This window comes from Kitasatospora sp. NPDC088160 (assembly GCF_044741445.1).
Classification (GTDB): Bacteria; Actinomycetota; Actinomycetes; order Streptomycetales; family Streptomycetaceae; genus Kitasatospora.
The window spans coordinates 94,497-107,177 of the sequence record NZ_JBIUSS010000009.1 but is presented as its reverse complement, the minus strand read 5'-3'; the positions used below and the strand labels follow the sequence as shown (position 1 = coordinate 107,177).

The window sequence follows — 12,681 nt, the reverse complement described above, 5'->3', positions numbered from 1 at the left end:
GCTCCTCATGCCTCGCTGCTCGTGCCGGTGTCCGCCAGTCCCTCGGCGGCCAGGATGTCCGCCAGGACCTTGTCCTCGATGAGCGCCGCCAGCTCGGAGACGGTCCGGGCCGTCATGACCTCCCGCGGCGACAGGGAGATCCCGAACGCCCTGCGGACGCTCGCCATCACGCCCAGGCTCCGGATGGAGTCCCCGCCCAGGCCGATGAAGTCGTCGTCCGGGCCGACCTGCGCCACCTCCAGGACGTCCGACCAGATGTCCGCCAGGGCCTGCTCGGTGGGCGTCAGCAGCTCCCGCGGTTCCGGTGCCGCGGGCTCGGCGGGCCGTTCCGCGGGTCGGCCGAGCGCCGCCCGGTCGACCTTGCCGTTGGGGGTGAGGGGCAGCGCCGGGACGAAGGCGAAGCCCGCCGGGACCATGTGCTCGGGCAGCAGCCCGGCCAGGAAGCGGCGCAGCTCGGCAGCGTCCGGCGCGTCCGGGCCGCCGGTGGTCACCACGTGCCCACCGAGCACCCCGTCGGCGACCGTGGCAGCGGCCGCGGCGACGCCCGGGTGGCGGGTCAACGCGCTCTCCACCTCGCCGAGTTCGATCCGGAAGCCCCGCACCTTCACCTGGTCGTCGACCCTGCCCAGGTACTCGATCACGCCGTCGGCGCGGCGCCGGGCCAGGTCGCCGGTGCGGTAGAGCCGTCCGCCGGGCGCACCGAACGGGGCGGCGACGAACCGCTCGGCGGTCAGCGCCGGACGGCCCCGGTAGCCGCGGGCCAGGCCGTCGCCGCCGAGGTACAGCTCGCCGGTGACGCCGTCGGGCACCGGGCGCAGCGTGCCGTCGAGCAGGTGGACCCGGGTGTTGCGGATCGGCCGGCCGATCGGGACGGCGCCCGGGGCGAGCGGCTGCCCGGGCTCGGCCCGGTACACGATGCAGCCCACGGTCGCCTCGGTCGGCCCGTACTCGTTGATCACCGCGCTGCCGGGGTGCCGGGCCCGCCAGCCGGCGAGGCTCTCGCCGGGCAACTGCTCGCCGCCGACCACCAGGTCGGCCGAGCCGGCCGCCACGTCGGGCAGGCGCTCCAGCAGCGGAAGGTGGCTGGGCGTCGCCTTGACGAAGCCCACCGCGGTGCCGGCGGCGGCCAGTTCGGCGAGCGCGTCCGGCTCCAGTGGGGACACCACGACCGTGCCGCCCTGGGTCAGCGGGGTCCACAGCGCGGTGACGGTGAGGTCGAAGGCGATCGAGGAGTGCAGCAGGGCCGAGGTGCGCAGGCCCGGATACGCGTCGGCGGCGTGGGCCAGGTAGTGCGCCAGCGAGGCGTGCTCGACGACCACGCCCTTGGGGGTGCCGGTCGAACCGGAGGTGTAGAGCACGTACGCGGTGTCCGCCGGGGCGGGTCGGACGACCCCGGTGTGGTCGTACGGGCCGGCCAGGCCCGCCAGGTCCACCAGGTCGACCGGGCAGCCGGCCGGCGCCTCGCCGTCCAGAGCCGCCGCGCCCTCGGCGTCCGCCAGCAGCCGCACCGGACCGCACTCGGCGAGCAGGGCGCCGAGCCGCCGGGCCGGGTGCTGGAGGTCCAGCGGCACGTATCCGGCGCCGGCCTTCCACACCGCGAGCAGGGTCACCACCAGCAGCGCGGAGGGCCGCATGGCGACGGCCACCACGTCCTCGGTGCCGACCCCGGCGGCGCGCAGCCGGGCGGCCAGCGCGTCGGAGCGCGCGGCCAGGTCGGCGTAGTCGAGGCGGCCGTCGGGGCCGGTCAGCGCGAGCGCCGCGGGAGTGCGCCGGGCCTGGGCGGCGATCCGCTCCGGCACGGTGGTGCGGTCCACGACGACCGCGGTGTCGTCGTGGCCGGTCAGGTGCCGCCGCAGCTCGTCCTCGGTCAGCCAGGGCAGGTCCATCAGCCGGGTCGGCACGTCCCGCTCCGGCTCGGCCATGCCGCCCAGCAGCAGACCGAGCCGGTCGGCGAAGGTCCGCACCGTCCGCTCGTCGAACAGGGCGGGGTCGTAGGCGAACGAGAAGGTCAGCCGCTCGGTCGGGTAGACGCCCACCGCCACGGGATAGTTGGTGGTCTCGGCGTCGGCGCTCACGTCGCGCAGGGCGAGGCCGCCGACGGTGAGCGCGGCGTCGTCCACCGGGTAGTTCTCGAAGACCAGCACGCTGTCGAAGAGCCTGGCCGGGGCGGCGATCCCGCTGCGGGCCTGGATCGCGGTGAGCGGCAGGTGCTCGTGGACGCGGGCCCGCACCTGCTCCTGCTGGAGCTCGCGCAGCCAGGGCCCGAGCTCGGCCCGCGGGTCCGCGAGGGCACGGACCGGCAGGGTGCCGATGAACAGCCCGACCATGTCCGGCGCGCCGTCGAGGTCGTTGGGGCGGCCGGAGACGGTCGCGCCGAAGCAGACGTCGCCCTGCCCGGACAGCCGGGACAGCAGCAGCGCCCAGGCGCCCTGGACCACCGTGTTCACGGTGACCTGTCGGTCCCGCGCGGCCCGGTAGACCCGGGCGGACAGCTCGGCCGGCAGTTCCACCCGCAGCCGCGCGGAGGACCTGACCCGGTGCTCGCCGGTCGGCCTGCGGTCGAAGGGCAGCGGGGTGGCGGTGGTCAGGCTCGCCAGCCGCTCGGTGAAGTACCGCTGCGCCTCGTCGGTGTCCCGAGCGAGCTGCCAGGCCACGTAGTCGCGGAACGGCGGCCGCTCGACGGCGGCGGACGGCCGGCCGGCGCGCAGCGCCGCGTACTCGGCGAACAGGTCGGAGAGCACCTGGTAGAGGCTCCAGCCGTCCAGCAGCGCGTGGTGGAAGGTCCACAGCAGGTGGAGCGAGCCGCTGTCCAGCCGGGCCGCGGTGAGCCGGGTGAGCGGGCCGTCGGCCAGGTCCACGCCGAGCGCGCGGTCGGCGGCGAAGAGCCGTTCCAACGCCTCGGCCCGTCCGGCCTCGTCCAGTCCGCTCCAGTCCAGCACGGTCAGCGGGGTGGGGACGGTCCGCAGCACCCGCTGGACGAACCCGCCGGCCCCGGTGTCGGCGACCGTGGTGCGCAGCACCGGGGTTCGGTCGACGGTGTTGCGCCAGGCGCGTTCCAGCAGGTCGACGCGGTCCACGCCGTCCAGCACGAAGGCGAACTGGGCGAAGTAGGCGTCCTGACCGCCGGTCTCGGCGGCGGCCTCCAACGAGTGGAAGAGCATGCCGGCCTGCATCGCGGTGAGCGGGTAGAGGTCCGCCACCGCTCGGCCGTCACCGGCCAGCCGGTCCACCGCGGTCTGGTCCAGCCGCAGCAGCGGGAAGTCCGAGGGGGTCCGGCCGCCGGCTCCGGGTTCGCCCGCGTGCGCGGCCAGCGCGCGCAGCGCGTCGGCGGTGGCCTCGGCGAGGCGCCGTACGGTGGCCTCCTCGTGCACCTGGTCGGAGTACTGCCAGAGCAGCTCCAGGGCGCCGTCGTCGCCGAGGACGGCGATGACGTCGAGCAGGTGGGGACGGACCGACTCCGGGGACTGCCGCAGCCACATCCGTGGCCGGGTGCCCGCCTCGAACGGGCCGCCCTCGGGCAGTTCCTCGAAGCGCCCGAGGTAGTTGAAGCTCACCTCGGGCGCGCGGTCGCGCTCGGTGCGGTGGGCGGCCGCGTCGCGCAGCGCGCCGTGGCCGAGGCCGCCGCCGGGGACGTCCCGCAGTCGCTGCTTGACGGACTTGAGCACGGCCGGCCAGCCGGCGGCCGGGTCGGGCAGGTCGAGGGCGACGGGGTACACGGCGGTGAACCAGCCGACGGTGCGGGACAGGTCGGTGCCGTCCCGCTCGGCCCGGCCGTGGCCCTCCAGGTCCACCAGCACCTTCGGCAGGCCGGTCCAGGCGGCCAGCGCGGTGCCGAGCGCGCTCAGCAGGACGTCGTCCGGGCCGCCCCGGTAGCGGGCCGGGAGCTCCCGGAGCACCGCGTCCGTCTCGGCGGCGGTCAGCCGGACGGTCAGCGTGCGGGTCGAAGCCGCGGTGTTGGCGCCTGCCCGGTCGCGCGGCAGCCGGGGCGTCGCCAGGTCCGGCACGCCGTCCCAGTAGGCCCGCTCGGGCTCGAACTCGCCGGCGGCGGTGCGGGTTTCGAGGTCGAGCGCCCAGGCCCGGAACGAGGTGGTCTTGGCGCCGAGCCGCACCTCCCGGCCGACCGCGGCCTGCCGGTAGGCGTCGGCGAGGTCCTCCAGCAGGATGCGCCAGGAGACGCCGTCGACCACCAGGTGGTGGGCCGCCAGCACCAGCACGTCCGGGCGCCCGGTGTCGCCGCGCAGCAGGGTGGCACCGAACAGCGGGCCCTCCGCGAGGTCGAACTCCTCGGCCCGCTCGGCCATGTCGTCGATCCGGCGGTCCTGCTCGTCGACCGGCAGGCCGGCCAGGTCGACGACGTGCAGCAGGGGGCCGCCCGGGCTGGGCGCGTGGTGGCCGACGGCCCCGGTGAAGCGCAGCCGCAGCGCGTCGTGCTGCGCGAACAGGGCGCGCAGCGCCCGCTCCAGGGCCGACTCGTCGACTCCGGGGGCCAGTTCGACCCGGACGGTCTGGTCGAAGTGCCCGGGCCGGGCCGGGTCGGTGCCGTGGAACCAGCGCTGGATCGGGGTGAGCGGCAGCTCGCCCTCGACCGGGCCCTGTTCGGCGGCGGGCGCCTCGTCCCGGGCCCAGACCGCCACGGCGGCGAGTGCGGCGACGGTCTGATGCCGCATCACGTCACCGGAGCGCAGGGAGAGCCCCTCGGCGCGGGCCCGGGCGGCGACCCGCATGGTGAGAATGGAGTCCCCGCCCAGCTCGAAGAAGTTGTCCTCGACACCGACCTGTTCCACGCCGAGCAGCCGGGCCCAGGTCTCCGCGAGCAGCCGCTCCTTCTCGTCGCGCGGCGCCAGGTAGGCCCGCCCGGCGTCGGCCTCGGGCACCGGCAGGGCGGCCCGGTCGAGCTTCCCGGCGGCGTTCAGCGGCAGCGCCGGCAGCGTGACGAAGGCGGACGGCACCATGTACGAGGGCAGGTGCTGCGCCAGCGCGGCGCGCACCGCGGCGGTGTCCGGGCGCTGCTCGGCGGCCCGGGGCACCAGGTAGCCGACCAGGCGCTTGGAGCCCGCGCCGTCCGGCAGTGCCAGGACGGCGGCGTCGGCCAGCTCCGGCAGCCGCAGCAGGGCGGCGACGATCTCGCCGGGCTCGATCCGGAAGCCGCGCACCTTGACCTGGTCGTCGGCCCGGCCGAGGAACTCCAGCACGCCCTCGGGCAGCATCCGGGCCAGGTCGCCGGTGCGGTAGAGCCGCTCGGCCGGGTCGAAGACCGCGGGGCCGAACCGCTCGGCGGTCAGCTCGGGCCGGCCGAGGTAGCCGATCGCCAGGCCGTCGCCGGCCAGGTACAGCTCGCCGGGCACGCCGTCCGCCACCGGCCGTCCGTCCTGGTCCAGCAGGTGGACCCGGGTGTTGGCCAGCGGGCGGCCGATCGGCACCGAGGCCCGCTCCAGGTCCCGCTCGGTGATCCGGTGGGTGGTGGCGAACACCATGGACTCCACCGGTCCGTAGCCGTTGACCAGGCGCAGCCCGGGGTGGCGGCGCAGCACCCGGCCGACGTGCTCGACCGAGACCGCCTCGCCGCCGGTCAGCACCTGGCGGAGCGTCCCGAAGACGCCCGGGTACTCCTCGGCCATCACGTTGAACAGGCTGGAGGACAGCCACAGGGTGGTGACGCCGTGCCGCTCGACGAGCTCGGCGATCGCCTCCGGCTCAGGCGTGGGGGCCGGCTGGAGGACGCAGCGGGCGCCGTGCAGCAGCGCACCGAACAGCTCCAGGGAGAACGCGTCCCAGGAGATCGGCGCCGACTGCAGAACCACCTCGTCCGGCCCGAACCGGGCGTAGTCGGTGCCGACGAAGGTGCGCACGGTGGCGCGGTGGGCCGCCAGCACGCCCTTGGGCCGACCGGTGGAGCCGGAGGTGAACATCACCGTCGCCGGGTCCTCGGCGCTGCCCGGGACGGCCGGGTCGGAGTCGTCCTCGGCGTCGGTGGCCGGGTCGGTGAGCGACAGCAGGACCGGGTCGCCCGCGGCGGGCCAGGCCGCCCGGACGGTCGCCTCGGCGTCGGCCCCGACGAGTGCGACCGGCGCGGCCAGGTCCTCGATCATCAGCCGCAGCCGCTCGACCGGCAGGCCGGTGTCGAGCAGCGCGTAGGCGCCGCCGGCCTTGAGCACCGCCAGCAGCCCGACGACCATCCCTGGCGAGCGCCGGGCGCAGACCGGGACGAGCGTGCCGCGCCCGACCCCGGCGGCTGCGAGTCGGCGGGCCAGCCGGTTGGCCCGGGTGTTGAGCTCGCCGTAGCGGACGACGGTCTCCTCGTGCACCAGGGCGACGGCATCCGGGCGGAGCCGGGCGACGGACTCGAACAGCTCGTGGACCCGGGCCTCGCGCGGGTAGGTGGTCTCGGTGTCGTGCCAGTCGGCCCGGGCCCGCCGGGCCCCGGCGTCCTCCGCGCCGACCAGGGCGAGCTCCCCGGCGGGCGCGCCGGCGTCGGCGACGGCCGACCGGAGCAGGCCGAGCAGGTGGTCCGCCAGCCGGGCGACCGTGGCAGCGGTGAACAGGTCGGTGCTGTACTCGATGCCGGCGCCGAGCGTGTCGCCGTGGTTCCAGAACTCGAAGAGCAGGTCGAACCGCGAGGAGGATCGCGGGAGTTCGGCCTCGGCCAGGTCGAGCCCGGCGGCCGCCGCCCCGGGGCGCAGCAGCGGTTCCTGGTAGGTGACGGCGGTCTGCACCAGCGGCATCCGGCCCGGTTCGCGGACCGGACGCAGCGCCTCGACCAGCCGGTCGAACGGCACCTCGCCGTGCTCGACCGCGACCAGGGTGGACTCCCTTACGGCGTCGATGAGTTCACCGAACGGCCGGGCGGGGTCAAGCGCGGTGCGCAGCGGCACCAGGTTGGCGAAGAAGCCCTGGGTGTCGTCGTCCACGCCGTCGCGGCGGCTGGCGGTGGCGATGCCGAGCGCGAAGTCGCGCTGGCCGCTGTGCCGGGCCAGCAGGACGTGCACGGCGGCGGTCAGCGTCATGAAGACGGTGGCCCGACGGGCCCGGGACAGGGCGCGCAGCCCGGCGGCCAGCTCGGCCGGGACACGGAACCGGTGCAGGGCGCCGGCGCCGGTGCGGGCCGCCGAGCGCGGCCGGTCGGCGGGCAGGTCGAGCGGCGGCAGGTCCGCGAGCCGCTCGCGCCAGTACGCGATGTCGGCGTCCCAGGCGCCGGCCCGGGCCCGTTCGCGCTGGTCGGCGGCGTGGCGGGCGAACTGGTCGGGCGCCGGCGCCACCGGGCCGAGCGGCCCGTGCACGGCCCGGCCGTAGAGCTCGAAGAGCTCCCGGAGCAGGGCGCGGGTGGACCAGCCGTCGGTGACGATGTGGTGCTGGTCCAGCACCAGCACGTGCCGCTGCCCGGGCAGACGGATCAGCAGGGCGCGCAGCAGCGGCCCGGCCACCAGGTCGAACGGACGGGCCGTCGCCTCGGCGAGCAGTCGCTCGTGCTCGTCCGCCGCCTTCCCGGCCGACAGCGCGGTGAGGTCGACCACGTCGAGCGCGGGCTCGCCGGGCTCGTGCACCACCTGCACGCCGCCGTGCTCGCCGGCCCGGAAGGTGGTGCGGAGCACCTCGTGCCGGGCGAGCACCGCGCCCAAGGCGGCGCGCAGCGCCTCGTCGTCCAGTTCGCCGGCCAGCTCGATGCCGACCGCGGCGCCGTACCCGGCCAGGGCCGGGGCGGCGTCGTGGAGGAACCAGAGGCTCTCCTGGGCGAAGGACATCGGCACGGTGCCGCCGCGGCCACGCGGCGCGCCGTCGCGCGCGACGGCCCCGACCGGGGCGGGGATGTGCCCGGCCGGTCCGACCAGGGCGGCGACCGCGCCCGCGGTCGGCGCGGCGAACAGCTCGCGCAGGCTCGGTGCGGTGCCGAACTCCACCTTCAGCCGGGCCAGGACGCGGGCGCCCAGCAGCGAGTCGCCGCCGAGGTCGAAGAAGTCGTCGGTGGTCCCGACACCGGTGGTGCCGAGGGCCTCCTCCCAGATCCGGACCACGGCCTTCTCGACCGGGCCGTTCGCCGGCACGTGGGCGACCCCGCGGCCGGTCCAGTCCGGCGCGGGCAGTTCGGCGCGGTCCACCTTTCCGGAGGGGTTGAGCGGGAAGTGCCCGACCGGGACCACCGCGGAGGGCAGCAGGTGCTCGGGCAGGGTGCGGCGCAGGTGGGCGGCGAGCTCGGCCCGGGTGGGCGCGGCCAGGCCCGCCTCCGCGCGAACGTGGACGACCAGTCGGCGGTGGCCGCGCTCGTCCTCGGGTGCTCCGGCGGCGGCCTCGGCGACGGCCGGGTGGGTCAGCACGGCGGCCTCGACCTCGCCCAGCTCGACCCGGAAGCCCCGGATCTTGACCTGGTCGTCGGTCCGGCCGCGGTAGCGCAGCACGCCGTCCGCGGTCCACTCGGCGAGGTCGCCGGTGCGGTAGAGGCGGCCGCCGGCCGGTCCGTACGGGTCGGCGACGAAGCGCTCGGCGGTCAGACCGGGGCGGCCCAGGTAGCCGAGCGCCAGCCCGTCCCCGGCCACGTACAGCTCGCCGACGGCGCCGGGGGCGACCGGCCGCAGCCACTCGTCGAGGACGTGCACCCGGGTGCCGGTCACCGGGCGTCCGATGTCGGGGGCGGTGCCGTCCCCGGGGATCGGGTCGCTCATGGTGGCGCAGACGGTGGACTCGGTCGGCCCGTACCCGTTGACCATCAGCCGGCCGGGCGCCCAACGGGCCGCGACCGCGGCGGAGCAGGCCTCGCCGGCCGTGACGACGGTGACGCCGGCCGGGACCGCCCCGTCCGGCAGGGTGGCGAGCACCGCCGGCGGCAGGGTGACGTGGGTGATCCGCAGTTCGGCCAGCAGGTCGGCGAAGGCCGGACCGGGTACCAGCCGCGCGGCATCGGCCAGGACCAGCGTGCCGCCGGTGAGCAGCGCCATGGAGAGTTCGAACACCGAGGCGTCGAAACTGGGGCTGGCGAACTGCAGCACCCGGGAACCGGGGCCGGCCGCCAGCTGGGCGACGTGCTGGGCGGTGAGGGCGGCGAGGCCGTGGTGGGGCACGGCCACGCCCTTGGGGCGCCCGGTGGATCCGGAGGTGTAGATGACGTACGCGGCGTCCAGCGGGTGTCCCGGCCCGACCTTCCCGGCCGCGGCCGGGTCGGTGTCCGGGCAGCCCGCCAGCGCCTCGGCGACGGCCGGGTCGGCGAGGTCCAGCACGGCCGGCGGGCCGTCGACGGCCCGGACCGAACCGGCGCCGTTGGTGAGCAGCAGCCGCGGCGAGGCGTCGGCGAGGACGTAGGCGACCCGCTCGGCCGGGTAGGCCGGATCGACCGGCAGGTAGGCGGCGCCGGCCTTGGTGGTGGCGATGGCCGCCAGCACGAGATCCGCGCCGCGGGCCATGCCGAGCGCCACGATGCTGCCGGGGCCGACGCCCCGGTCGATCAGCAGGTGCGCCAGCCGGTTGGTCCGGCTGTCCAGCTCGGCGTACGAGAGGGTGCCGACCCCGGACACCAGGGCGGGCGCCCTCGGGGCCCGCTCGACCTGCCGGCGCAGCAGCTCGGGCAGGGTGCCGGCGGCGGGCGCCGGCGGTCCCGCGTGCCACCCCGCCGCCTCCGCCGACGCCGGGTCGGTGCCAGTGATGAGCCGTGCGTCCGGGGAAGCCGCCTCGTGCGACATGGTCGTGTCTCCTGCCCTTCGGTCTGCTCTGCCCGTTCAGCCGCCCGGCCGTCCGGTCCGACGACGGCTTCGGACTCCCGCGGGTCGCGGGAGTCCGGAACACGCTGGTTACTGCCGTGCGCCGCCGCTCACCACCGGGCCGCCAGGCGCCCGCCGACCTGCATGCGGTCGATCCGCCCGGTGTCCGGGTCCCGGTGGAAGCGGCCGGTGTAGCCGGTCCGCTCGGTGGTCAGCTCGACGACCGAGAACGCCAGGTCCGACCGGACGGCGAGCCGGGCGAACGGTCGGCCTCCCTGGTCGAGCCGCAGGCCGTCCGGGTCATGGACCAGGCGGTACTCGGTGGCGCCGTTGCGGTAGGTCCCCGCGCAGTCGGCGAGGAGGTGGTCGGGGGCCGGCGGCGCGTCGCCGCGCAGCCGGGTGAACGGGTGACTGCCGACCTCGATCCCGGCCTCGCCCAGTTCGGCCAGCAGGTCGTCCCAGAGCGCGAGTCCGGTGCCCGCGTTGGTGGTCAGCGCGACGACCGTGCCCTCCTGCGGGTCGACCCTCAGGTGGCAGGAGGTGCCGTCGCCGGTGCCGTCGTGACCGACCCAGGTCCGGCCGTCCGGGGCCAGGTAGTGCGCGAGGCCGAGGCCCCAAGCGTCGGCCAGGCCGAACGCGTCGGTGTTCGGCTCGATCCGGCGCATCGTCTCGGTGACCCGGGGCGGCGGCAGCAGCGGCCCTCGCGGGCGCACCGGTTCGTCCGCGAGCAGGGTGCCGAACCGCAGCAGGTCCGCGGCGGCGAGCGCGAGCGCGCCGGCCGGCGCCTCCACCGGCGGCAGCAGCTGGGCCACCGGGCGGGCGGTACCGTACGCCGGCTGCGCGGCGTGCCCGGGGACGTGCCCGGCGGCGGCGCCCGAGCCGGTGACGAAGGCCGCGCGGATGCCGAGCGGACGCAGCAGGACCGAGGTGACGGCCTCCTCCCACGGCATGCCGAGGGCCAGTTCGGCGACCCGGCCGGCCGCCACCAGCCCGACGTTGGAGTAGGAGAAGGCCGTGCCCGGCGGGCAGACCACGGCCGCCGCGGCCTCCCTGAGGTACTGGTCGCGGTCGGCCGGCGGCTGCTCGGCGGGGTGGCTCCCGGGCAGTCCGCCGGTGTGGGTGAGCAGGTGCCGCAGCGTCAGTTCGCTCCCGAGCGCCCCGGGCAGCGCCGCGAACTCGCGGAACTGCCCGCCGAGCGGGGCGTCCGGGTCCACCTCGCCCTCGTCCGCCAGGGTCGTCAGCAGCGCGGCGGTGAACGGCTTGGTGAGCGAGCCGACCGGGAACCGGGACTCCGCGGTGACCGGCCGACCGCTGTCGTAGCACTCCTCCCCGGCCGTCACGACCGAGGTCACGCCCTGGTGCAGGAGGGCGAGTTGGGCTCCGGGGACGGTGTGCCGGCGGATCAGTCGGTGCAGCAGCCGGCCGAGCCCGCCGGCGCTGGCCGGGTCGACGCTCCTGGTGGGGGGTGCCGAGGTGGTCGTCATGGTGTCGGGGTCACTCCAACTCGAAGACGACGGAGGCGGCGGGCGACTCGATCCGCTGCTCGCCGGCCAGCTTCCAGCCGGTCTCCTCGAAGACCCCGTACCACTCGTCCAGGGTGGGCACGTACACCCCCATCAGGTCGTGGGCGGACTCGAAGCCGAGGTTGAACAGCGGGATCCCGCGGTCCGGGTAGCCGACCGTGCGGGTGGTGTCGCCCAGCAGGAAGCGGCGCACGTTGGGGAACCGCTCGCGCAGGGTGCGCATCGACTTGACGGCGTTCTCGCGGGGCCAGAAGTCGTGGCCCATCATGAAGCAGGTGAGCAGCTCGACCTCCGCGAAGACGGGATGCGGGGCCAGGTCGCGAGCGTCCGCCTGGAGAGCGGTGATGCGGTCGGACAGGCCGGCCCTGGCCACCTCACGGGTGGTCATCTCGACGGCCGGGAGGCCGATGTCGAGGCCGAGGCCGCGGGTGCCCGGGTAGCGGTTGGCGATCTGGATGAGCCGCTCGCCGCTGCCGCAGCCGAGGTCGGCGGCGACCTTGAAGTCGAACGGCAGCCGGTCCATCGCGGCCCAGAACGCCGGGTCGAACGAGAACGAGGACAGCTCGCGGCAGGCGTAGCCGATGGCCGCGCCGTCCCGGTGGTAGAAGGAGCCGACCCGGTTCTCTTTTCGGAGCACCGAGGGCATTTCGGTGTAAAGACCGGAGCAGCCCCGGCTGAGCCAGTGGAAGTACGACCGGTAGGTGTTCACCTCGTCGAAGATCGGGCCGGGGCTGATCGTGCCGCCATCACGGGTGACGACTCCGACCGAGGCGAGCGCCTGGAACATCCCGCGGGACGCGACCGGATCCAGCCCGAGCTTTTCCGCCAGTTCCTCCGCATCCAGAGAGGCGGCGCCGTTCAGCTCGTCGAGCGCGCCCACCTCCCAGGCTGCGGCAATTGCCCAGGATGCCACCGCCGAGTTGTAGATGTCGGCCGATGTCAGTTTTGCTCCGGGTATCGCCACTTCAGTGATCGACATGGATGCCTCCTGTTCGGTTTCCGGCAGGTGACATCAGTTTCGACCGGAACCAACAGCAGGCTCCAGCTCCTTAAGCAGGGCACGATAACCGCAGGTCAGCGCGATTTACCGGTCCGCCGCAGGCATTCGGCGAAGCGAAGTCGGAGGGTCCGTTTTCCGATTTAAGGCCTGGCTTAACGAGCTTGTCAGCACGCCGAACCGCTTCCCAGCATGAGCGGTGCCAGTGCCGGCCCCACACCAGTTCAGGGAGAGACGAATGGGAAACCCGTTCGAGAATGCCGAAGGCACCTTCCGGGTTTTGGTCAACCAGGCGAACCAGCACAGCCTCTGGCCGGATTTCCTCGACGTTCCAGACGGTTGGTCGTCGACGTACGGACCGGACTCCAGGGAGGACTGCCTGCATTACATCGAGAGCAACTGGAACGATCTCCGCCCACGCTCCACCGCGTCCTGACCGGAAACCCCCAGGGCGCACCGACGCGAAAGAAAGGAAAGC

At 75.3% G+C, this 12,681-nt stretch carries 4 protein-coding genes; 1 reads left to right on the top strand and 3 read right to left on the bottom strand.

Features of this window, described 5'->3' with window-relative positions; all coding sequences use genetic code 11:
- Positions 1–5: 5 nt before the first annotated feature.
- From ACIOGZ_RS15745 to ACIOGZ_RS15735, 3 genes are all read right to left on the bottom strand, one after another.
- Positions 6–9,665, bottom strand: a complete 9,660-nt coding sequence (locus ACIOGZ_RS15745) for an amino acid adenylation domain-containing protein (protein WP_400986192.1) — start codon at positions 9,663–9,665, stop codon at positions 6–8.
- A gap of 128 nt (positions 9,666–9,793) precedes the next feature.
- The gene (locus tag ACIOGZ_RS15740) at positions 9,794–11,167 is read right to left on the bottom strand and encodes a serine hydrolase domain-containing protein (protein WP_400986190.1); all 1,374 of its coding nucleotides are present in this window, start codon (positions 11,165–11,167) and stop codon (positions 9,794–9,796) included.
- 10 nt (positions 11,168–11,177) lie between these two features.
- Positions 11,178–12,185, bottom strand: coding sequence for a class I SAM-dependent methyltransferase (locus tag ACIOGZ_RS15735; RefSeq protein WP_363623121.1), 1,008 nt, complete (start codon positions 12,183–12,185; stop codon positions 11,178–11,180).
- A gap of 256 nt (positions 12,186–12,441) precedes the next feature.
- On the opposite strand from ACIOGZ_RS15735, the gene ACIOGZ_RS15730 reads away from it, so the two are divergent.
- Positions 12,442–12,639, top strand: a complete 198-nt coding sequence (locus ACIOGZ_RS15730) for an MbtH family protein (RefSeq protein ID WP_400803893.1) — start codon at positions 12,442–12,444, stop codon at positions 12,637–12,639.
- Positions 12,640–12,681: the final 42 nt, after the last annotated feature.

Excerpts from the sequence above, each read along its gene's own strand:
- ACIOGZ_RS15745 (WP_400986192.1), bottom strand. The coding sequence starts at position 9,665 with ATGTCGCACGAGGCGGCTTCCCCGGACGCACGGCTCATCACTGGCACC.
- ACIOGZ_RS15740 (WP_400986190.1), bottom strand. The coding sequence starts at position 11,167 with ATGACGACCACCTCGGCACCCCCCACCAGGAGCGTCGACCCGGCCAGC.
- ACIOGZ_RS15735 (WP_363623121.1), bottom strand. The coding sequence starts at position 12,185 with ATGTCGATCACTGAAGTGGCGATACCCGGAGCAAAACTGACATCGGCC.
- ACIOGZ_RS15730 (WP_400803893.1), top strand. The coding sequence starts at position 12,442 with ATGGGAAACCCGTTCGAGAATGCCGAAGGCACCTTCCGGGTTTTGGTC.